Below are 20525 nucleotides of genomic sequence, written 5' to 3'. Positions count from 1 at the left end.
CCGTTCGGTTGGCTTGGGCGCCTACTCCGCGAACAGCGCCGCCAGGTCATCCGCCGTCAACGAGCCACCGGCCAACGCGTCGCCTTCCATCACATCCGCGAACAGCTGTGACTTCTTGGCCTTGAGCGCCATGACTTTCTCCTCGATGGTGTCCTTGGCCACCAGCCGGTAAACCATCACATTCCGGGCCTGCCCAATGCGGTGCGTGCGGTCCACGGCTTGGGCCTCGGATGCCGGATTCCACCACGGATCCAGCAGGAACACGTAGTCGGCCTCGGTCAGGTTGAGCCCGAAACCACCGGCCTTGAGCGAGATCAGGAACACCGGAGCGGCGCCGTTCTTGAACTCGCTCACTACGTCGCCACGGTTGCGGGTGCTGCCATCGAGGTAGCAGTATTCCACGCCCTCGGCATCCAAACGCTCACGCACCTTGCCCAGGAACCCGGTGAACTGGCTGAAGATCAGTGCGCGGTGGCCCTCGGAGACCAGGTCCTCCAACTGCTCGAACAGCACATCGAGCTTGGATGACCGAACACCGGACAGCGAAGAGTCCACCAGGGACGCATCCAAACTCAGCTGCCGCAGCAACGTCAACGACTGGAAGATCGTGAAGCGGTTCTTGTTGACGTCGTCGATCAGGCCCAGGATCTTCTGCCGCTCACGCTGCAGGTGCGTCTGGTAGACCTTCTGGTGCCGAGGATTCAGCACCACTTCCAGGATTTGCTCCTGCTTGGGCGGCAAGTCCTTGATGACCTGCTCTTTGGTGCGGCGCATCATGAGCGGACGGACACGACGCCGGAGCTTGCCCAGCTGCGCCGAGTCACCGTTCTTTTCCACCGGCTTTTGGTAGTTCTCCGCGAACCGTTTGGGGCTGGGGAACAGGCCGGGCGCCACGATGGACGTCAACGCCCAGAACTCCATGAGGTTGTTCTCCAGTGGGGTGCCTGTGATGGCCAGCTTGAATCGTGCCGGCAGCTTGCGCGCACACTGGTAGGCCTTGGACTGGTGGTTCTTCACGAACTGCGCCTCGTCCAGCATCAGCCCGGCCCACTGGAACGATGCGTAGGCGTCGTAGTCAATGCGGAACAGCGCGTAGGAGGTAATCACGACGTCGGCGCCCTCCAACGCTTCATTGGGCGCCATACCGCTCTTGGCAAAAGTTTCACCGACGGTCCGCACCACGAGCCCGGGAGCGAAGCGTTGCGCTTCGGCAGCCCAGTTGCTCACCACGCTGGTGGGCGCAACCACCAGGAACGGAGCACGCGGTGCCACGTCGGCAGAGTCACCCTGGGCGGCGGCTGCAGTGGAGGCTGCCAGGTCCTTCGCCGCGCAGATCAGCGCAATGGCCTGCACGGTCTTGCCCAGACCCATGTCGTCAGCAAGCACGCCTCCCAGGCTGTGCTTGTACAGGAAGCTCAGCCAGTTGAAACCCTCCAGCTGATACGGACGCAACTCAGCGTTAAGGCCGGCCGGAAGCGGCAGCCCGGTCACGCCGTCGTCGAGCAGCCCGCCAACTGCCTCACGCCACGCGGCGGCCTGTTCGTCCACGATCCCGAGCTGCGCCAACTCGTCCCAGAGCCCGGCCTGGAAACGGCTGATCTGCAGGGTGCCGTCCTTGTTGTCCGGGTTGTCCTGCAGGGAGCGCGCTTCGTCGATCAGGGCGCGGAGCTGGTGCAGCTCCGGCAGGTCCAGCGAGAAGTACGCACCGCTGGGCAGCAGCATGCGGCTCATCCCGGCAGCGAGGGCGGAGAACACAGCGGCGAAGGAGACGGGTTCGCCCTCAAGCGTGATCACGATGCCCAGGTCAAACCAGTCGCCGCTGGCCGTTTCCTTCGTGGAGATGGACACCACGGGTGCCTCGGCGGCCTCCCGGTAATCGGCGATGTCGCCGGAGGTTTCCACCACGACGTCGGGAAGGTCCTTGAGCGCTGGCAGGACTTCCTCAGTGAAGGCCAGCGTGTCCAGGCCGCCAAGCTCGGCCGAAGCCGAGAGCCTCGGAGCGCCCCAACCACCCGTGGCCGACTCCGCCAGAGCCGGGACCACATCCCACGGCCGTCCGAGCGATTCCAGGATGCGGGCTTCCTCGGGATCGTCGCGGTAGCCGCGGTCGTCCGGGTGCCGCCAGAGCGGTTGCGCGGTGACCAAGGTGCCGGATTTGTAGTGCCATTCCCAGTGCAGGCGGACCTTGTGGTCGTTGCCGTAATTGGCCAGCAGGGACAACGTGGGAACAGCCAACGTGGGCAGCTCAACGGACTTATCCGCGGCCTGCACCGGCGTCGATTGCCGCAGTTTCGGGTAGAACGACGTCAGGAAGCGGCTCTCGTCCTCGGCCGGAATCTGCAGTGTTTGGCCGTCCATGACGAACTCCAGGAGTTCATCGCTGACACCGCCCTCGATCGGTGCCAGGGTAATCAGGTTCTTCTGCTGCGGCACGCCCGGCAGTGTTTCCCCGGAATGCGTGAAGAAGATCCCGTTGGCCGGCTTGCCCAGGAAGCCCACAGTTCCGGCATCAACCGGCTCCCCGCCCACGGTGACTGACGGCGCAAGCTGCAGGCCGCCGTCGGGCGTTGTGCTTTCGGTTCCGTTCGCGTCCAAACGCGCCAGACTAAGTCCGACGACGGCGGATTGGGTCTCTACCAGCACGGGCTCGCTACCAGCGGAGTGGATGAGCGGGATGCCGGCTTTGGTGGCGTCGGAAAGGAGGGTCCAGAGGTTCTTGGCCGCGAAATCGTTCAGGCTGAGCCACATGGCTCCGGACGGTTGCTGGCGGCCGTTGCTGGAACCGTGCGCGGCAAGGAACGTTTGGAGCCATTCGACGTGGACCTCGCTGAATTCGCGCCGGAAGCTCACATAGCTGAGGTTGTTCCACGAGACGTCGCCGCGGATCCATTTGCCCTTGGCGCCCATCATGACGGGGCGGGCTTTGAGTTGGCGGACGCTGCGCATGGGGTCGCGGCGGCCTGTGTAGGAGAAGTGCGCGGCGGGTTCTTCCACCTCGAACTGGAGGGCCAGGAGGATTCCGGCCGTGCTGGGTGCCGTGCCGGGCTTGGCGATCAGCCTGTTGAGGGCTTGTTCCCAAGCGGGTCGTGCAGAGCCGCCTTGCTCGCTGGAACCAAGACGCGAGGTCTGGATTCCTGGCGCCTGCGACAACAGCTGGGCACGGATGGTCGGGTGGTCTTCGGCGGTGAAGAGCAGCGCGGCGACGTGCTTGCAGTCCTTGCGGACCGGGCAGCTGCAGATGCCCACGGTGCAGCTCCAGCCACTGGACTTGCGGACCAGTTTTGCCGATGTTGAATACGGCTGCGGACCGGTGCCGCGGACCTTGCCCATGAGGAGTCCGGTGGCTGAATCGAAAGAAATCCCGCTCACGCGGCTGCCCATGGCATAGGCCAATCCGGCCGCCAAGGAGCGGTCGTTAATGGCAGGAGTCTGAATGGCCAGTTCCCAGGTTTCGTCTGTGTGGGACGGCATGCGTCGGGCTACTTTCGGCAGGAGGTTATCTGCTCAATCTTAGTCAGCAGAAAACGGCTCCCAAACTTCGCCCTCCGTTAACCTCATCCTCGATTGCTGCGCCGCTTCCGCGCGTACGTTGAAGGTGTCCGGAGCACCATCAGCTTTCAGCAGTGAGGATTCCCCATGACTATCAACGAGTACCCCGTCGTCCTGAACAAGACCAGCTTCGAAGCCGGCAATGCGGATGTTGTGGATTCCAACGTCAACGTGGTGAACGAGATGTACCAGGAGCTCCTCAACAGCGACGAAATCGCATCTGCTGCGCTCAATAGTTACTTTGTCGACTTCTACCTGACCCAGGCGTTGGCTGGCGGTTTCGCCCAGTACGTCTTCACTGCACCGGAGCGTGAAGAAGTTGACGCTTATGTTCGCGCAGGCCTCGAAGGCATGGGCGCCGAACGGCACCTGGACCTCTTCAACCGCACGGCCGCTGCCTTTGATGCGTTGAGCGAGGACGAAGCCGAGGCCTACCTCGACGGCGAACTGGACGAGTCCGAAACTCCCCTCGCCGCCGTTGTTCTCTTGGACGAGTTGGACGGTGAGTTCGAAGCCCTGCTGGAAGAAGAAGACATCATCGACCTCAACGCCACATACCTTCGCGATCAGTCCGAGCTGCTGGTTCTCTCGGATGAGGACATCGAAGCGCACATCGCCGAGCGCGTCGCCCTGATCCCGGACCTCGCCGAGCGCCAGGCAGAAGCCGAAGAAGAAGCGCTGGCCAACGCCCCAGAGTTCGAGGTCATCATCCGGGAACTGTGCGATGTGGCCGGGTACGCCCTGGAGAAGATCACCATGGGCGATCCCAACTACGAGCGCGACGGCGTGAAGACCCTCGCCTGGCACTTCTCCACCGACCACGGCGACTACATCATGGTGGAGGACGACGACGAAGCCTTCATGATCCACCCGGAGACCAAGGAAATCATCGCGGCCGTGGAGTTCGAAGAGTCCGAGGAATTCGCCGACGCCTAAGCCTCCTCTCCTCTCCCCGCGTCTCCTCGCCGAGATCGCCGGAACGTTGCCAGATCGCCGGATAGCTCCGGCGATCTCGGCAGCTTCCGGCGATTTGGGCGCTAGGACGGCACGTTGGCTCTCCGATGCTTGACCAGCTGCCAGACGATCAGGGCCTGCCACAGAGTCAACAATCCGATCCAAATCCAGTCAGGGCCACGCCCGGCGGAATGGAGAATCATTGCCAGGAGTCCCAAGAGCCAGGCAATTTCCTGCGTGATGATGGCCGCCTTGCTCGGGCGCTGGACGGTGTTCTTCTGTTCTGCCATGTCCTCTCCCCACTGAGTAGCCTGCAGTCTAGCGGCACGGACCTTCGAATTCGCCCCAAAGCTGCGGCGGCGTAGGCAAGAATCCGGCGAATTCGCAACATTCCCGGGTTCTCGGCGCTGCACTATCCACATAGCCGGAAATGCCCGTTCCGGCACTCGGTTCATGGTGGCCAAGCTGAACCGATGAACACACCGTCAACGCACAAGAACAGCACAGCGGCCCCAGCACTACCTTTGCGCGGGTATATGTGGAGAACTGACGAGTTGCTCCGGTTCGGGCTCAACAGTCGAGGCATCAGGGCGCTAGTGGAATCCGGTGAACTGCATCGCTTGAGATATGGCTGCTACATCAGGGCCAGCAAGTGGAACGGCATGGGCCCGAGACGGCAGGCCATGGAACGGATTGTGGCGCACGCTCATGGGACGCTGACAACGTCAACGGGTGGTTTCGTCTATAGCCATTTGTCGGCCGCACGGATCCATGGTCTGTTCGTGTGGGGTGTTGATGACAAGGTACATTTCCTCCACTCGGTGAGGCCTTCCTCTGACCGTTGGGGTAAGGACGTCCGGGGACACACGGAAAGTTTTACTGAGGACGATGTGGTGGTGGTTCGGGGGCTGCGGGTGACCACGCTTGAGCGCACTGTATTTGACTGCGCCAGGATGCTTAGTTATCCGAAAGCGCTGGTGGTCATGGACCATGGTTTGCGGGTCGGCGCCGACATCAGCACCATTGCTGACTTGGCGGCAGCCTCCGCCGGAAAGCGGGGGATCCGCACGTCGCGCAAAGCCTTGGAGAACACTGATCCCAGCTCCGAGTCAGCCGGCGAGACGCTGACTCGTGAATTGATGCAGAGACTGCGCATTAAGCCCCCAAGGCCACAATTCGAGGTGCAGTCCCGGTTGGGGCGCCATCGCATGGATTTCGCGTGGGAAGAGGAGAAACTCGCTCTGGAGTTCGACGGGCGAACAAAATACTTCGATTTCAGCCCTACGGACGAGGTCATCTTTCAAGAACGCCGGAGAGAAAAGGCGCTCGTTGAGGAGGGCTGGCGGTTTATCAGGGTCGAGTGGAAGGACCTGTTTCAGGAGCGCATCTTCAAGGAGCGCATCCTTCGCGCGCTCAGGTGATGGCGCCGGATCGCGAGTTCGCGGGAACCCTGCGTGCTCGCACGCAACCTTTCGGCGATGCGGCAGGCTTCCCGCGAACTCGGCGGAACGGACGAGCGGGGTTACTTAACCATCTCCCCGGCCGGGCTCACCAGGTACCAGACGCCGCCAACGCCCTGGCCAGCGACATCGCCGGGGGCCTTGTCCTTGGCGTAGAAGTAGAGCGGCATGCCGTTGAGTGTGACCTGCTTCTTGCCGTCCGGCGTCGCGATGGTTCCCACCGTTCCGGTGACGCCCTCCACTGACGGGCTGTCCGACGTCGTGGTCAAAACGGGCCAGGCGGCCAGGCAAGCGTCAGTGCAGGCGCTGGTTCCGGAGTCCTTGACGTCCTTGGTGAAGAAGTAGAGGCTCATGCCCTTGCTGTCCACCACGATCTGCCCGGCGCTTGATGAGGCAACTTTCATTTCAGCTCCGGCAGCCGCAGGACTGGAAGCCGAGCTTGGCGACGCGGAGGAAGGTGCGGCGGAGGAAGTAGCCCTGCTTGGCGCCGCAGACGAGGTAGTGCTGGTTCCAGGGCTCCCGCCACATCCCGCGAGGGCGGCGGCCAGAACCAGTGCACCGAAACCGAGGTTGAGTTGCTTTTTCATCTCTAGCTCCTTTGACGAGCCAGCCGGGAGGGGCCGGCGCTAACCCGTATGACGCCAACGGAGTAAGAATGGTTCACGGGCGCTGAACCTTTTTCCGGCGGGCAGCGTCGTAATGGCGACGGGCAACGGAAAAACAGTGCAGGGAGGTGGCTATGCCGTTGGATGAAGACGTGGTGGCAGCGATCTACCGGGACCACGGCACGGCCCTGAAACGGTTCGTACTCAGTTGCACGCCAGATGCCCATCAGGCCGACGACGTTGTGCAGGAGACCATCCTGAAGGTGTGGCAGCACGCCCCGCAGATCACGGGAAGCCTCCGCAGCTACCTCTTCCGTACAGCCCGCAACGTCATTATCGACAACTACCGGAAAGCCCAGCGCCGGCCGAAGGAAAGCGGTGAGCACGAGCTTCCGGATCACGCGGCCACCGAACGGGTTGACGAACTTTTGAACCGTGTCCTGATGGAGGAGGCGTTATTGAGGCTTAGCCACGAACACCGCCAGGTCCTCGTCGCCCTGCACTACCAACGGTTCACCGTCAGCGAGGCAGCACTGCAACTGAACATTCCTGCGGGAACCGTAAAATCCCGGGCTTTCTATGCTGTGAAAGCCCTCCGAACAATCCTTGACGAAATGGGGGTGGAACGATGAACGAGAACTCCGTCCACCACTTGCTGGGCGCCTACCTTCTGGGCGGGCTCGATCCCCAAGAGGAGAGCGCCTTCAGGGACCACCTTTCCTCGTGCGCCGAATGCCGCCACGAACTCGAAGGGCTGGAGAGCCTGCCGGCATTGCTTGACGCCGTTCCGGCGGCTGACGCTGTTGCCCTCACCGTGGCGGGCGGTGCCAACGCGCTCTCACCGTTGGAACCGATCCCTGAACTGCTCCCGGAAAAGGTCTTGGTGGACTTGTCGGCCCGTAGGAGGAAATCACGACGCCGGTGGGCAGCTTTTGTTGGTGCGGTGGCGGCGGCGTGCCTGGCAGCAGGGTTCTTTGGCGGCCCGTTGCTGAACCAGCCGCCGAAGCCGGACGCGAGCTACTCTGTGCAGTCGGACAGCGGCTTGCAGCTGACGGTGGGTCTGGTGAAGAAGACCTGGGGTACCGAACTAGAGGTGGAGGGCCGCAGCATGCCTCTCGAAGGCACGCTCTACCTGTGGGTCAAGGGCCGCGATGGTGCTGAGGAACGTACTTGCGGGTGGACGGCTACGCCGAGCGGCCGGATCAAGATCACCGGTGCGACGCCGGTGCAGTTGGCTGGAATCTCCGGCGTCGAGCTCCGCGACGAAGCCGAGAAGACGGTGGCGTCGATCTCGGTGCCGTAGCTCCACCCTTCAGCGCTCAGTGATGCCAGTGCCTTGTGCCCGCAGCTCTGCCAGCAGTGCGGGATCCTCGCAGGCCCGGGCGAATGCCTCGATCCGTCGTTCGATCTCACGGCCCAGAAGCCAGCTGCCGATTCTCTCGGCCAGCGGTTTCAGCAACGCCGGACGGCACGAAAAGGTGTACTTCCAGACCGCCCGCGTACCGCCGTCGTCAGGGGTGAAGCGCCACCCGCCGCCAAAGTTCTCGAAGAACCACGGCCCGGCAACCATGGTCATGCCCACATTGCGGGGAGGCGTGTAGGAGACATATTCGCTGACCATCTTCAGTCCCATGCGCGAGACCGTTCGGGTGCGAACCCCTTTCCCGGCGGCTTGGGCGCCGTCCAGGAAGCCCTGTGCGGAAATGAACGGGTCCCATTTGAGCCTGAACTCGCCCGTGGTCTGGGAGAGCGCGAACGCGGTGTCGGGATCCAACTGGATGAGGCGCTCCGCGCGGACCTGCGGCACGTCAGACCCCCTGCCCGGAACCGAGCACCAGGACCACCATGAACGCCACGCCGAAAACATTGACGGCCATGATGGCCAGCCCGATGATGCCCGTGATACGTCCGGCATTCATGCGCCCGGCCCGGAACACGGCGAATAGTCCACTGACCACAGCCACCACGGCCAGGAGGACCGCGAGTCCGGCGAACGCCAGTGCACCCACCCACCAGGCGTCGTTTCCTTGGTTGTAGCGGCTGATCTGTGAGGCGACAGCAGCAATGCCCAAGGGGATGCTGACAATCGCGGCGACCGGAGAGAGGACAGCGGAGACGATGCTGGTGATGCCCGCTCCCAATCCACGCGTACCGGACCGTTGAGGTTGCTGGTAGTAGTGGATCGGTGGCTGGTAGCTCATGTTTCCCCCGGAGTCCGTTCGCTAGATCTTGCGGTAGGTGAGGTCGAAGATCATGCGCCCGGCCTCGTGCGCCTTGTTTTCAAAGCTCGTCCGGATGCGGCCCTCGAAGCGGGGAGCCCAGCCGCCTTCCTGGTCCACGCCCTCGTTGGGGCCCGTGTGTTCAGTGCTGACGGGTGCCCGGCCTTCCCTGACCGGCGCACCTCCCACTACGGATTCGACGCCGGATTGCCAGACTTGCGTCAGCGGGCTCTCCTCGCCGCTGCGCTCGCCATCGTGCATGTTTTCGAACTCCGTGGAATCGGCCAGGACTTCCCGGACATGCACGGCGTAGTTGGACCAGTCCGTGGCGATTCGCCAGTAGCCGCCGTTTTGCAGGGCCTTGGCAGCAACCGAAGCGAAGGCCGGCTGGATGAGACGGCGTTTGTGGTGCCGTGCTTTGTGCCAGGGATCCGGGAAGAATACCCAGAGTTCGCTGACGGATCCCTTTGGAAGCATCGACTCCAGGACCTCGGGGGCGTTCGCTTCCACCACGCGAACGTTGGTCAGGCCGCGGCTGTTGATCTTGATGATGGTGTTGGCCAGGCCGGGGGTGTAGACCTCCACGGCAAGGAAGTCCTTGTCCGGGTTTTGCTCAGCTGCGTGGACAACGGCGTCGCCCAACCCTGAACCGATCTCCACGATCAGCGGTGCCTTGCGCCCGAACACGGCCTCGGCGTCGAACGTGTAATCCGGGTGCACGGAGGTGTTGGCGACGTGGCGCGGCACCTGGATGGCCCAGCGTTCGGCGTGTTCTTCCCACGCAGCCTGCCTGCGGCCCTGCAGACGGGTGCCGCGGCGCACAAAGCTGACCGGCCGGCCGCCATAGGTGCCGAAGGACGCCTGGCTGCCAGGGGTGACGGGTCGCGGGGAATCTGGGGTTTCGCTCATCCCTTCCAGAATACTTGGGTCCGGCGGGGTCGTTCGGCGGGGGTCATATTCCTGCCCGGATGGGCTTCCAGAGCCTGACTGACAGAATAGGACGTGTGACGTCCTCTAAGAATTCCGGCCACACAGGGAAAACAGTCCTCCCCGACATCGCGGTGGACGCCGAAATCGACGAAGAACCGGCCGCCGGCCCCACGCAGCTCAGGGGCAAGAGGGGCCTGGCCTACCTCGCCATTTGCCTGGTCCTTATCGGACTGAACTTGCGGACAGTCTTCTCCAGCTTCTCGGCCGTCCTCCCGGAAATAACGTCCGACGCCGGCCTGCCGGGTTGGGCGGTGGTGGTCCTCACCACCGTGCCGGTCACTTTGTTGGGCGTTTTCGCACCGCTCGCCCCGGTCCTTGCCCGGAGATTCGGCGCAGAACGGGTGCTGCTGGGGGCAATGGCGGTCCTGACGGCGGGTTTGCTGCTGCGGCCGGTAGACGTCCCGGCAGCGGGACACCTTCCCGCGCTTCTCGCCGGAACGGCAGCCTGTGGAGCGGCCATCGCCTTGTGCAACGTGCTCCTTCCGGGCGTCGTCAAAAGGGACTTCCCGCACCGGCTTGGCTTGATGGGCGGCCTCTACACCACCGCGATCTGCGCATCCGCGGCGTTGGGTGCGGGCTTCACGTATCCGGTCTTCACGGCAACCGGCCACTGGACTTCGGCGCTGTGGTTCTGGGCGGTGCCTGCCGCCGTCGTACTTTTGCTTTTCCTGCCGCTGGCAATCCGCCAGCCATCGGTAAAGCACCAAGCCATCCACGGCGGCGTGAAGGTGTGGCGTTCGGCGGTGGCGTGGCAGGTAACCATGTTCATGGTGCTGCAGGCGATGATGTCGTTCAGTGTGTTCGCGTGGTTGGCGCCGATCCTGCGCGACCGCGGCGTGGACGGCGGAACGGCGGGGCTGATTGTGTCGGTCTCGATTGTGCTGCAGATGCTGGGCTCGTTGTTTGCCCCCGCGCTGGCCACGCGCTTCAAGGACCAACGGGTCATCAACGCAGTGGTGGCCCTGATGACCGGTGGTGGTTTTGCGCTCAGTATCTTTGGTCCCAGCGAGCTGATCTGGATCTGGACGGGTCTGCTCGGGCTGGGACAGGGCTCACTCACTGCCGTTGCCCTCACCATGATCATGGTTCGAACCCGTGACGCCCACACGGCCGCGCATTTGTCCGGGATGATGCAGGGCGTCGGCTACGGGGTGGGTTCGGCAGGAACCTTGCTGGTGGGGCAGTTGCACCAGGCCACCGGCGGATTCGCGGCGGCGGGATTCTTGTTCCTGGTGGTCGGCTCACTCGCGGCGTTCTTCGGATACCGGGCTGGCCGCAACCGCTTCGTCTAACGTTGTGAGGCCCGCTCTGCGTCCCAAAAACCCAGGGAAGAACGCAGAGCGGGCCTCGCAACTAAAGCCGGAGATGTTAGACGGTCAGGTCCTTGCCCTTCGTCTCAGGGATGGAGAAGGCGAACCCGATGCCCACCAGCAGCAGGATCACGGCGTAGACGTTGAACAGGTAGCCCTGCCCGATGCTCCCGAGCCAGGTCTGCAGGTACGGGGCCGTCCCACCAAAGACCGCAACGCAAATGGAGTACGGAACGCCGACGCCGATGGTGCGGATGTGGGTCGGGAACAGTTCGGCGTACACGGCGGGGACGATTGCCGCGCTGCCTGCGATGAAGAACAACATCACGGACATGGACACGGCCAGTTGCCACGGTGAGTCCTTGAGCAGCCACGTCATGGGGAAGTGCAGCAAAGCGGCGCCAATGGAGGAAGCGATGATGACAGGCTTGCGGCCGATGCGGTCGGAGAGCTTGCCCCAGAACGGCAGGGCGGCGATGAAGACGATGTTGGCGATCACGCCCGCCCAGAGCGCTGCCCCGCGGTCCATCTTCAGTGCGGTGGCTGCGTAGCTCGGTGCCACTACGCCCCAGATGTAGTAGACCACCGTGAGGCCTACGGTGAGGCCGATGACCTGCAGGGCCTGCTTGCGGTACTTGACGATCTGCGGCCACATCGGCAAACGCTTTTCCTGGGGAGCCTCGGCCTCGAACGCTTCTGTTTCCTTCATCTTGGCCCGCATGAACAGGGCGTAGATGCCCAGCGCGCCGCCGATCAGGAACGGGATGCGCCAGCCCCAGGCGCTCATTTCGTCCTTGCTCAGGACTCCGGTGAGGATGGCGCCCAGCAGCGTGCCGGCGAGGATCCCGGCGGTGCCGGAGGTGTAGATGAGGGTGGCCCAGAAGCCGCGGTGTTCCTTGGGTGCCATCTCGGACAAGTACGTTTGCGACGACGGCAGCTCACCACCGTGCGCGAGGCCCTGGATGAGCCTGGCGATCAGCAGCATTACCGATGCGAAAGCGCCCACAGCCTGGAACGTGGGTGCTATGCCGATGAGGAGGCTGCCGATCGCGCCAAGGGCAACGGCCACAGTCATGGACGTCTTGCGGCCGATCCGGTCACCGATCCAGCCGAACACGAACCCGCCAAACGGCCGGGCCACAAACCCGACGGCGAAAATCGCCAACGTGGACAGCACAGCTGACGTGGGGTCGGCCTGGCTGAACAGGGCGCTCGCGATGAACGGCGAGAATGTTGCGTAGATGGCCCAGTCGTACCATTCAACGGCGTTGCCGATGCCGGTTCCGACGAGCGTTCGCACGTGGGACTTGTGGACCTTGACGTCGGGGGACGTTCCTACGGTGGCGGTCATGAGATTCTCCAAGGTGGGGCTGGGCTGGGAGCGGGTTAGTTGCCGGCGAGGGCGGAGATGCGGGACACGGCGAGTTCTGCATACAGCGCAGCGCCGTCGGTGAGGACGCCGTCGTCGAACGTTGCGTACGGTGAGTGGTTGAACGGCGACGTCGCGTGGTTGGCGCCGGGGGCCACGGCGCTGAGGCCCACGAACGTGCCGGGAACTTCGGCGAGGACCCGGGAGAAGTCTTCGGAACCACTCAGGGGAGTGGCCATCCGGGTGTGCCGGGTCTCTCCGAACAGGCCGGCGATGACCTTTTCCGCCGTGTTCGTCTCGTCCTCGTCGTTGATGGTGAGGGGGTATTCCTGCTGGTAGTCCACATCAACCTCCAAGCCGTGCGCTGCAGCGATGCCCTTGAGCAGCCGGGGTACTGCTTCCATCATCTTCTGTCGCGATTCTTCGGAGAAGGTCCTGATGGTGGCTTCGATGCGGGCGGTTTCGGGGATGACGTTCCGCTTGGTTCCCGCGTGCAGGACGCCGACGGTGAGAACCACGGGATCGAACATGTTGAACTGGCGGGTCACCATGACCTGGAGGGCCGTGACCATCTCGGCGGCGGTGGTCACCGGATCCTTGGCTGAGTGGGGAGCTGAGCCGTGGCCGCCCGCGCCGAGGACGGTCACGACGATCCCGTCCGAGGAGCTGAGCATGACCCCGGGCTTGGTGACGAACTGCCCATGCGGTTCCAGCGAGGAGAATACGTGCATTCCGTAGGCGGTGTCGGCACGGCGACCGGCGGCATCCAGGACGCCTTCCTTGATCATGTAGCTGGCACCGTCGAAGCCTTCTTCGCCGGGCTGGAACATGAGGACGACGTCGCCGGCCAGTTGGTCGCGACGCTCGGCCAGGAGCGTCGCGGCTCCGGCCAGCATGGACGTGTGGAGGTCGTGGCCGCAAGCGTGCATGGCACCGTCCAGGCGGGACGTGTAGTCGACGCCGGTGGTTTCCTGCACGGGCAGGCCATCCATGTCCGCACGAAGCAGGACCACGGGCTTCTCCGCCGAAGCGTAAGCGGCACCGCCGCGCAGGACCGCGGTGACCGACGTCGTGTCCTCGCCGAGCGTGATCTCGTACGGGAGTCCGTCCAGCGCCTTCAACACCTTTTCCTGGGTGCGGGGGAGCTGCAGGCCGATCTCCGGTTCGCGGTGGAGGTCGTGGCGGAGACGGACGATGTCTTCGCGCAGTTCCTTGGCGTCGGCGGTGATGGTCATGTGTTCTCCTGTGGTGCTCGGGGACGGGTTCCTTATGCCATTCTGGGGTGACGTGCTTCACATGCCGTGAAACATCTGGAAATATGCATTTCTTGTTCTCAGACGCATGATTCATGCACATCCTTGAGACAATCGACTCATGGAGCTCAGCGAAGAAGATTTACGCCTGGTCAACGCCCTGCAGATTTCGCCGCGGATCAGCTGGTCCGACGCCGGGGAAGTCCTGGGCGTGCATGCCACCACACTGGCGGCCCGATGGGACCGGCTCAGGGCAGCCGGGGCAGCGTGGACCACAGCCCACCTCATGGGCGATCCGAAGAACATGTGCCTGGCCATGGTGGACATCGACTGCGAAATGCACCTCAGGCCACAAGTCACCTCCGCCGTTGCCGAGCTTCCGGAAGTCATCACTGTGGAAGAAGCCGCCAGCAACCGGGACCTCACACTCACCGTCATCACCTTGGACCTGGAGCAGTTCAGCACCAGCCTGCTTCCGCGGCTCAAGGAAATCCGGGGACTCACCAAGTACCACACGTCCCTCTGCACCCGGATTCATACCAGCGGCTATGCGTGGCGGTTGAACGTGCTCACGCGGGCGGAACAGCACGCACTGCGGGCGCTCGCCGGGCCGGAGTCGGCCAACCCGTCAGCGCCGGATGCCGTAGTGCTTCCCCTCCCGGAAAGCCACTTGGCCCTCATCCCGTTCCTCGCCCGCGACGGACGTGCCACCGCCGCGGAAATTGCCCGCGCTTTGGGGAGGAATCCGGCCACGGTCCAGCGTCAGTTGGGACGGGTCCTGAACAGTCGCATGTTGTCCTTCCGTTGCGAGATCGCGCAACAATGCTCCGGCTTCCCCATCACCGTGCAATGGTTCGCCAACGTTCCCGCCGGCCAGCACGAGGCCGCCGCCACGGAGTTGCGAGCCATCCGGAACGTCCGCTTCTCCGCGTCCACTACCGGACGCACCAACTTCACCATGATCATGTGGCTGAGATCGCTGGCCGACGTCATGGAAATGGAGCTCACCATCCAGCAGCGCATCCCCGGAATCGAGCTCGTGGAAAGCGTGGTCATGCTCAACACGGCCAAGCGCGTCGGCTGGATGCTGAACCCGGACTCCACCGCAACGGGAACAGTGGTGCCGCCCTATGGGGAGCTGCTGCCTGACGCTGTCTAGGCGTGCTTTGTTGCCCTCAGAACGGTATCCAGGATCTTGGCCTGCTCACCGTCAGGTCCCGTCACGGTCCGCTCCCGGTCGGTCAAGACATTGACGAACCACGGCTCGCGATCCAGGCGGAGGGCGCCCGCGAGTTGCTCCGGGCTGAAGAACATCCCGGTGTCGTGGTGGTGGCTCCACGACGGGAGGCCATGCGGGTGATGCCCCACCACCAGCAACGTACCGCCCGGTGCCACAGCCGCGGCAGCTGATGCCACAGAGTCGCGCCACGGCAGGAGGGGAGAGTGCAGGAACTGGGCAGAAACCAGATCGAACACCGGCTCAGGGGTCCAGGCGGCAAGGTCTTGCTGCTGCCAGCTGATCCTGCTCGCGTGGCTGGTTTCCGCCGCATGCGCAGCTGCCCGTTCAAGCGCGACGGCGGACACATCCATGGCGGTGACCGTCCAGCCTTGCGCGGCGAGCCAGATAGCGTCGGCGCCCTCCCCGCAGCCCAGGTCCAGTGCCGTTCCTGGTTTCAAGCCCGCGGCCTCGGCCACCAACTGCGGATTCGGGTTCCCGCTCCACACCTTGGGCCGCTCCCGGTACATCCCGTCCCACATGTCCACGGCATTGTCTGCGTCCTCATGGAGGTTGAGCCCGCCCGGCCGCGGTCCGCCTTGGTGGGTGCCGCCGTCGGGGTGGTGCCCGTGCTGGTGAGTATCGCCGTCGTGCGTGTGTTCAGTCATGAACCAAGCGTGCAGTGGGCCGCTCGTGCAAAGCAATGCCTATTGCTATTTCGGCAAATTCCAACGCTGGGCGCCCGCGCCGGAAGCCCCGAGCTCGTCGGCCGGATTCTGGAGAGTGCACGACTTCAGGCTCAAGCAGCCACAGCCGATGCACCCGTCCAGGTCGTTGCGTAGGTGCTCCAAGGCGGCGATCCGTTCATCGAGCTCCTTGCGCCACCGGATGGAAAGCCGGGTCCAATCCCGCTTGGTGGGGGTCCGTCCGTTCGGCAGGGAGTCCAACGCCTCCCGGATGTCCTTCAGGGGCAGGCCAACCCTTTGCGAGGTCTTGATGAACGCGACCCGCCGCAGCGTGTCCCTCCGGTACCGGCGCTGGTTGCCCGCAGTGCGTTCCGCCTCGATGAGCCCGTTGCGTTCATAGAAATGAAGGGCCGACGGCGACACTCCACTGCGCTCCGAAAGCTCGCCGATGCTGAGCGGCCGGTGTGCGGTGCCGGGTACTTGGGGCATGGGGTCTCCTCCAAGGGCAGGCGGGTCGGATTGACCTCAACATTAGTTGAGGTTCTAGGGTAGCGTCCATGACCACAGACACTTCAACGGCCGGGATACTGCGCCGTCCGTACCTGCTTGCCACCGTGGGGGCTTGCGCGCTCGTCTTCCTGAGCGCGTTCGAATCCCTCGCGGTGACCACCATCATGCCGCTCGTGAGCCGCGACCTGGACGGAGCCAGCCTCTACGCGCTGGCGTTCGCCGGTCCGCTGGCTACGGGCGTGATGGGCATGGTGGCGGCCGGCAACTGGTCCGATCGTCGTGGTCCTGCGGCGCCGTTGTACGCCTCCGTGGCACTGTTCGTGGCAGGTCTCCTGATCGCCGGTACTGCAGGGACCATGGAAGTGCTCGTGCTCGGCAGGCTGGTCCAGGGGCTCGGCGGCGGCGCGATGACTGTTGCTCTGTATGTCCTGGTGGCCCGGGTCTACCCGCCGGTGCTGCACCCGAAAATCTTTGCCGCGTTCGCTGCCTCCTGGGTGGTCCCTTCCCTGGTTGGTCCCTTTGCCGCGGGCGTGGTGGCCCAGCTGAGCAGTTGGCACTGGGTGTTCCTCGGGGTTGTGGGGTTGGTTGTTCCGGCTTTGCTGATGGTGGTGCCAGCGGTTCGGGGTATGGCGTCCGAACCCGTGGCCGAGCCTGTCCCGTGGGCTTTTGGCCGCATGGGCTGGGCGGCACTCGCGGCCGTTGCCGTCCTCGGCCTGAACCTGTCCGCGGAGGTACCGGGCGTGGGCGGGGTGATTGCCGTCGTCGCACTTGTCGTTGCCTTGGTGGCCGTGCGTCCGCTCGTGCCGCGGGGGACCCTCACTGCCCGCCGCGGCCTGCCCAGCGTGATCCTGGTCCGCGGCTTGGCATCGGCCGCGTTCTTCGGAGCGGAGGTGTACCTGCCGTACCTGTTGACTGAGCGCTATGCCTTCACGCCGACGTTCGCGGGGCTCACCCTCACCGGCGCTGCGCTCGCATGGGCCGGGGCTTCGGCGATCCAGGGGAAGCTGGGCGCCAAGTTGGCCGACGACCTCGCCGTGAAGATCGGCGCAACCCTGGTATTGATTGCGATTGCCTTCACCCTGGTGACGGCCGCGTTCGCCCTGCCCGCGGCTGTGGCTATCGGCGGCTGGATCCTTGCCGGTGGCGGTATGGGCCTCATGTACCCACGCTTGAGCGTCATGACCCTTGCCCTGTCCAGCCCGGAGAACCAAGGCTTCAACAGCGCGGCCATGTCCATCTCGGACTCCCTGGGCGGTGCACTGTCCCTCGCCGCGACAGGCCTGGTCTTCGCGGCATTTACGACGACGAACTCGTTTGCGGGGGTCTTCGCACTGACGGCGGTCATCGCCGTCGTCGGGGTCCTTATTGCGCCGAGGGTCGCCGCCCGCGCCCCAGCCACCGGCGCCGCGGACGCGCAACCCGAGCTCACGCACCACGCCTGAACCGTTGTGGGGCCCGCTCTACGTGCTTCGCGAGTCCGGAGACGCGCACAGCGGGCCCCGCAACGCGTGGTGGGTGAGTTGTGGGGCCTGCTCTGCGTGCTTCGCGAGTCCGGAGACGCGCACAGCGGGCCCCGCAACGCGTGCCTGACCAGCCCCGATGCAAGGCTCTGCCCGGATCACTGCTAGACTGGAAACACTTGATGTGCGGTGACGCCCTAAAGCGTGCGGTCGGAAGACCGGGCTGAGGGGCATTTTTCATGTGAGAGGCACATCCTGCGTCGATGAACGCGTTCCATTTGGTCCCGGCCAACGCACTAGCTGCGAACCGGTAGACCACCTGACTTTTCCTCGGCGAACCCCTGGCCCAACCGGCGTCGGGGGCCGATGTCCGCAACTGGACACCGCCCGAAAGACATGAAGTTTATGACTACTTTTGCTGCCCTTGGCACGCCCAAGGCCATTGCTGATTCCCTCGCCGCAGACGGCATCGAAGAGGCATTCCCCATCCAGGTGAAGACCCTCCCGGACACCCTCGCAGGCCGCGACGTCCTGGGCCGTGGCCGCACCGGCTCCGGCAAGACCATCGCTTTCGCCATCCCGCTCGTGGCCCGCTTGGCCGAGCGCGAAGCCAAGCACTTCCGCAAGCCGGGCCGCCCCATGGGCCTCGTCCTTGCACCGACGCGTGAACTGGCAACCCAGATCAACGCCACCATCGAGCCGTTGGCCAAGGCCATGGGCCTGAACACCACGGTCATCTACGGCGGCATCTCCCAGGCACGCCAGGAAAAGGCGCTGCGCGCCGGCGTCGACATCGTCATCGCCTGCCCGGGCCGCCTCGAAGACCTGATCCGCCAGCGCATCCTGACCCTCGAGGCCGTTGAGGTCACCGTGCTGGACGAGGCCGACCATATGGCAGACCTCGGCTTCCTCCCGGTGGTCAAGAAGCTCATGGACATGACCCCCACCCAGGGTCAGCGCCTGCTCTTCTCCGCGACGCTGGACAACGGTGTTGACAAGCTGGTCAACCGTTACCTGTCCAACCCGCTGACGCACTCCGTGGACGATCCCCAGGCCGCTGTCACCACCATGGAACACCACGTCCTGGTGGTCAACGACCAGACCGTCAAGAAGCAGCTCATTGTTGAACTGGCCTCCGGCGCCGGCCGCCGCGTACTCTTCATGCGGACCAAGCACCACGCCCGCAAGCTTGCCAAGACCCTCACCGACGCCGGCATTCCCGCCGTCGATCTTCACGGCAACCTGTCGCAGAACGCCCGCGACCGCAACCTTGCCGAGTTCTCCAACGGTGACGTTCGCGTCCTGGTGGCCACCGACGTCGCAGCCCGCGGCGTGCACGTTGACGACGTCGAACTCGTCATCCACGTGGACCCGCCCACAGAGCACAAGGCGTACCTGCACCGCTCCGGCCGTACGGCCCGCGCAGGTTCCGACGGCACCGTGGTCACGCTGACACTCCCGGAGCAGCAGAGCGACGTCAAGAAGCTCATGAAGGCCGCCGGAGTTGACGTCAACTTCGAGCGCGTCACCGCCAGCTCCCCGCTGGTCGCCGAGCTCGTAGGCGAGATTGCCGACAAAGTTGATCCCCGCACCCGTGCAGCCCTCCTCGCGGCGAAAGCCCCGCAGGGTGGCGGCACCTCCACTGGCGCCAACGCCCAGCGCAAGCGCACCCGCCGCACCGGTGGTGGCCAGGCTGCTCCCACCGCGGGTGGCCGCGGTGGTCGTGGCGGGCGTGGAAAGGTCGGCGCTGAGCCGGTTCGCACGGACATCAACCGCGCTGACCGCCGCGCAGCAATGAACGACGACGTCGCCCGCAGCTCGCGTGGCCGCGGCAAGGCCGGCGCCACTCACCGCAACGACGTTCCCGGCTCGCAGGGTCAGGGCGGCCGCAGTGGCCGTCCCGCTACCGGCCAGCGCTCAGCTTCGGCTCCGCGCACGGCGTCCACCACGAGCACCCGCACCGGCGGAAACAAGGCCGTATGGTCTTCCGCGACGGGCGCTACGTCCGGCGGATCCTATGGTTCGGGCAACGCTGGCTCGGGCAACTCCGGTCGCGGTGGCTCCGGTGCCGGTCGTCCGGCCCGCAGCGGCCCGCGTCGCGCTTCGGCTCCGGCCTCGAACGAGCGTCGCGGCCGCTAGATTCCCAGCGTTGTGAGGCCCGCTTTGCGCGCTATTCCCTAGGTTTGGCACGCAGAGCAGGCCCCGCAAGTTGGGAGCCCGCGTTGTGAGGCCCGCTTTGCGCGCTATTCCCTAGGTTTGGCACGCAGAGCAGGCCCCGCAACGAATGCGCTACCAGCCCCGGGCGCGCCACTCCTCAAGGTGTGGCCGCTCGGCTCCGAGTGTCGTGGGCAATCCATGGCCCGGGTGCACCACGGTCTCGTCCGGATAAGCGTCGAACAGTCGTTCCGACACGTCGTTCAACAGTGAAGTGAAGCGTGCAGGATCGTTCTGTGTGTTGCCGACGCCACCAGGAAACAACGAATCTCCACTGAAAATGTGGGCCGGTCCGTCCGGATCCTGATAGACGAACGCGATCGAACCGGGTGTGTGTCCGCGCAGGTGGACGGCCGTGACCTCGAAGTCGTCGAACCTCTCGACGTCGCCGTGACCAAGCCGGACATCCACCGGAACCGGCAACGCATCGGCGTCGTCCGCTCCTGCTGAGGTGGTGGCGCCGTTTGCTGCAACCAGCTCCTCCAGCGCACGGACGTGGTCCCAGTGCTGGTGAGTGGTAGCGATCCTGACCAGCTTGGTGGGCTCAGGCGAATCCGCGGCACTGTCTTCCAGCATCTGCTGGATAGCGGGAAGGTCGTCGGCGGCGTCGATCAACAGCTGCGCACCCGAGGACTTCGATGTCAGCAGGTACACGTTGTTGTTCATCTCGCTGACTGAGATGCTCCGAATGGTGACGTCACGCGATGAGTGAATAAGCGAATCCATTGCT

19 protein-coding genes are annotated in these 20525 nt (G+C 64.5%); 8 read left to right on the top strand and 11 right to left on the bottom strand.

The features are described 5' to 3' along the window. Positions 1-21 precede the first annotated feature (21 nt). The gene (locus ACFRJ9_RS03100) at positions 22-3471 is read right to left on the bottom strand and encodes an SNF2-related protein (protein ID WP_377664304.1); all 3450 of its coding nucleotides are present in this window, start codon (positions 3469-3471) and stop codon (positions 22-24) included. 165 nt (positions 3472-3636) lie between these two features. On the opposite strand from ACFRJ9_RS03100, the gene ACFRJ9_RS03095 reads away from it, so the two are divergent. After that, the gene (locus ACFRJ9_RS03095; protein ID WP_377664302.1) at positions 3637-4485 is read left to right on the top strand and encodes a hypothetical protein; all 849 of its coding nucleotides are present in this window, start codon (positions 3637-3639) and stop codon (positions 4483-4485) included. Positions 4486-4586: 101 nt separating this feature from the next. Here ACFRJ9_RS03095 and ACFRJ9_RS03090 read toward each other — a convergent pair whose 3' ends face one another. Continuing rightward, positions 4587-4793 carry a hypothetical protein gene (locus ACFRJ9_RS03090; protein WP_377664299.1) on the bottom strand — a complete coding sequence of 69 codons (207 nt, stop codon included), beginning with the start codon at positions 4791-4793 and terminating at the stop codon, positions 4587-4589. A gap of 183 nt (positions 4794-4976) precedes the next feature. Between ACFRJ9_RS03090 and ACFRJ9_RS03085 the strand changes: the two genes are divergently transcribed. Beyond that, a complete protein-coding gene (locus ACFRJ9_RS03085) occupies positions 4977-5924 on the top strand; it encodes a hypothetical protein (RefSeq protein ID WP_377664296.1) in 948 nt (315 codons plus the stop codon). 101 nt (positions 5925-6025) lie between these two features. Here the strand turns inward: ACFRJ9_RS03085 and ACFRJ9_RS03080 are convergent, their stop codons facing one another. After that, entirely contained in the window at positions 6026-6550 is a 525-nt protein-coding gene (locus tag ACFRJ9_RS03080; protein WP_377664293.1) for a hypothetical protein, read from the bottom strand. A gap of 152 nt (positions 6551-6702) precedes the next feature. Between ACFRJ9_RS03080 and ACFRJ9_RS03075 the strand changes: the two genes are divergently transcribed. Then, positions 6703-7200, top strand: a complete 498-nt coding sequence (locus tag ACFRJ9_RS03075; RefSeq protein ID WP_377664291.1) for a sigma-70 family RNA polymerase sigma factor — start codon at positions 6703-6705, stop codon at positions 7198-7200. Further along, on the top strand, positions 7197-7871 hold the full coding sequence (locus ACFRJ9_RS03070) for an anti-sigma factor family protein (RefSeq protein WP_377664289.1): 675 nt from the start codon (positions 7197-7199) through the stop codon (positions 7869-7871). Before ACFRJ9_RS03075 ends, ACFRJ9_RS03070 begins: the two co-directional genes overlap by 4 nt. Before the next feature lie 9 nt (positions 7872-7880). Here ACFRJ9_RS03070 and ACFRJ9_RS03065 read toward each other — a convergent pair whose 3' ends face one another. From ACFRJ9_RS03065 to trmB, 3 genes are read right to left on the bottom strand one after another with little or no spacing between them, the layout of a single operon-like run. After that, positions 7881-8375, bottom strand: a complete 495-nt coding sequence (locus tag ACFRJ9_RS03065; protein WP_377664287.1) for a type II toxin-antitoxin system RatA family toxin — start codon at positions 8373-8375, stop codon at positions 7881-7883. A 1-nt stretch (position 8376) separates the two neighbouring features. Then, positions 8377-8769 (bottom strand): hypothetical protein, encoded by a 393-nt coding sequence (locus ACFRJ9_RS03060; RefSeq protein WP_377664285.1) that lies wholly within the window; start codon positions 8767-8769, stop codon positions 8377-8379. A gap of 21 nt (positions 8770-8790) precedes the next feature. Continuing rightward, entirely contained in the window at positions 8791-9696 is a 906-nt protein-coding gene (trmB, locus tag ACFRJ9_RS03055) for a tRNA (guanosine(46)-N7)-methyltransferase TrmB (protein WP_377664282.1), read from the bottom strand. A 95-nt stretch (positions 9697-9791) separates the two neighbouring features. On the opposite strand from trmB, the gene ACFRJ9_RS03050 reads away from it, so the two are divergent. Further along, complete coding sequence (locus ACFRJ9_RS03050) at positions 9792-11069, top strand: MFS transporter (protein WP_377664280.1); 1278 nt, start codon at positions 9792-9794, stop codon at positions 11067-11069. Positions 11070-11145: 76 nt separating this feature from the next. Here the strand turns inward: ACFRJ9_RS03050 and ACFRJ9_RS03045 are convergent, their stop codons facing one another. Then, a complete protein-coding gene (locus ACFRJ9_RS03045; RefSeq protein WP_377664278.1) occupies positions 11146-12438 on the bottom strand; it encodes an MFS transporter in 1293 nt (430 codons plus the stop codon). Between the two features lie 35 nt (positions 12439-12473). Further along, complete coding sequence (locus ACFRJ9_RS03040) at positions 12474-13691, bottom strand: M20 family metallopeptidase (RefSeq protein WP_377664276.1); 1218 nt, start codon at positions 13689-13691, stop codon at positions 12474-12476. A 139-nt stretch (positions 13692-13830) separates the two neighbouring features. Between ACFRJ9_RS03040 and ACFRJ9_RS03035 the strand changes: the two genes are divergently transcribed. After that, positions 13831-14868, top strand: coding sequence for an Lrp/AsnC family transcriptional regulator (locus ACFRJ9_RS03035; protein ID WP_377664274.1), 1038 nt, complete (start codon positions 13831-13833; stop codon positions 14866-14868). Here ACFRJ9_RS03035 and ACFRJ9_RS03030 read toward each other — a convergent pair. Then, positions 14865-15593 (bottom strand): SAM-dependent methyltransferase, encoded by a 729-nt coding sequence (locus ACFRJ9_RS03030; RefSeq protein ID WP_377664272.1) that lies wholly within the window; start codon positions 15591-15593, stop codon positions 14865-14867. The two genes, ACFRJ9_RS03035 and ACFRJ9_RS03030, sit on opposite strands and share 4 nt — an antisense overlap. 45 nt (positions 15594-15638) lie before the next feature. After that, positions 15639-16100, bottom strand: a complete 462-nt coding sequence (gene soxR / locus ACFRJ9_RS03025; protein ID WP_377664270.1) for a redox-sensitive transcriptional activator SoxR — start codon at positions 16098-16100, stop codon at positions 15639-15641. Between the two features lie 68 nt (positions 16101-16168). Between soxR and ACFRJ9_RS03020 the strand changes: the two genes are divergently transcribed. Further along, positions 16169-17563 (top strand): MFS transporter, encoded by a 1395-nt coding sequence (locus ACFRJ9_RS03020; RefSeq protein WP_377664268.1) that lies wholly within the window; start codon positions 16169-16171, stop codon positions 17561-17563. A 423-nt stretch (positions 17564-17986) separates the two neighbouring features. Further along, positions 17987-19720, top strand: coding sequence for a DEAD/DEAH box helicase (locus ACFRJ9_RS03015; RefSeq protein WP_377664266.1), 1734 nt, complete (start codon positions 17987-17989; stop codon positions 19718-19720). Positions 19721-19870: 150 nt separating this feature from the next. Here the strand turns inward: ACFRJ9_RS03015 and ACFRJ9_RS03010 are convergent, their stop codons facing one another. Next, complete coding sequence (locus ACFRJ9_RS03010) at positions 19871-20521, bottom strand: MBL fold metallo-hydrolase (protein ID WP_377664264.1); 651 nt, start codon at positions 20519-20521, stop codon at positions 19871-19873. Positions 20522-20525: the final 4 nt, after the last annotated feature.

Origin of the sequence: Paenarthrobacter sp. NPDC056912 (genome assembly GCF_042786555.1) — a bacterium.
Taxonomy (GTDB): domain Bacteria; phylum Actinomycetota; class Actinomycetes; order Actinomycetales; family Micrococcaceae; genus Arthrobacter.
This window is presented reverse-complemented; position numbering and strand designations above follow the sequence as displayed.

What these genes read in the sequence shown, in the direction of transcription:
- ACFRJ9_RS03080 (WP_377664293.1), bottom strand. Translation starts at nt 6,550, where the DNA reads ATGAAAAAGCAACTCAACCTCGGTTTCGGTGCACTGGTTCTGGCCGCC.
- ACFRJ9_RS03070 (WP_377664289.1), top strand. Translation starts at nt 7,197, where the DNA reads ATGAACGAGAACTCCGTCCACCACTTGCTGGGCGCCTACCTTCTGGGC.
- ACFRJ9_RS03020 (WP_377664268.1), top strand. Translation starts at nt 16,169, where the DNA reads ATGACCACAGACACTTCAACGGCCGGGATACTGCGCCGTCCGTACCTG.
- ACFRJ9_RS03100 (WP_377664304.1), bottom strand. Translation starts at nt 3,471, where the DNA reads ATGCCGTCCCACACAGACGAAACCTGGGAACTGGCCATTCAGACTCCT.
- soxR (WP_377664270.1), bottom strand. Translation starts at nt 16,100, where the DNA reads ATGCCCCAAGTACCCGGCACCGCACACCGGCCGCTCAGCATCGGCGAG.
- ACFRJ9_RS03040 (WP_377664276.1), bottom strand. Translation starts at nt 13,691, where the DNA reads ATGACCATCACCGCCGACGCCAAGGAACTGCGCGAAGACATCGTCCGT.
- ACFRJ9_RS03095 (WP_377664302.1), top strand. Translation starts at nt 3,637, where the DNA reads ATGACTATCAACGAGTACCCCGTCGTCCTGAACAAGACCAGCTTCGAA.
- ACFRJ9_RS03045 (WP_377664278.1), bottom strand. Translation starts at nt 12,438, where the DNA reads ATGACCGCCACCGTAGGAACGTCCCCCGACGTCAAGGTCCACAAGTCC.
- ACFRJ9_RS03060 (WP_377664285.1), bottom strand. Translation starts at nt 8,769, where the DNA reads ATGAGCTACCAGCCACCGATCCACTACTACCAGCAACCTCAACGGTCC.
- trmB (WP_377664282.1), bottom strand. Translation starts at nt 9,696, where the DNA reads ATGAGCGAAACCCCAGATTCCCCGCGACCCGTCACCCCTGGCAGCCAG.
- ACFRJ9_RS03010 (WP_377664264.1), bottom strand. Translation starts at nt 20,521, where the DNA reads ATGGATTCGCTTATTCACTCATCGCGTGACGTCACCATTCGGAGCATC.
- ACFRJ9_RS03030 (WP_377664272.1), bottom strand. Translation starts at nt 15,593, where the DNA reads ATGACTGAACACACGCACGACGGCGATACTCACCAGCACGGGCACCAC.
- ACFRJ9_RS03075 (WP_377664291.1), top strand. Translation starts at nt 6,703, where the DNA reads ATGCCGTTGGATGAAGACGTGGTGGCAGCGATCTACCGGGACCACGGC.
- ACFRJ9_RS03035 (WP_377664274.1), top strand. Translation starts at nt 13,831, where the DNA reads ATGGAGCTCAGCGAAGAAGATTTACGCCTGGTCAACGCCCTGCAGATT.
- ACFRJ9_RS03090 (WP_377664299.1), bottom strand. Translation starts at nt 4,793, where the DNA reads ATGGCAGAACAGAAGAACACCGTCCAGCGCCCGAGCAAGGCGGCCATC.
- ACFRJ9_RS03015 (WP_377664266.1), top strand. Translation starts at nt 17,987, where the DNA reads ATGACTACTTTTGCTGCCCTTGGCACGCCCAAGGCCATTGCTGATTCC.
- ACFRJ9_RS03085 (WP_377664296.1), top strand. Translation starts at nt 4,977, where the DNA reads ATGAACACACCGTCAACGCACAAGAACAGCACAGCGGCCCCAGCACTA.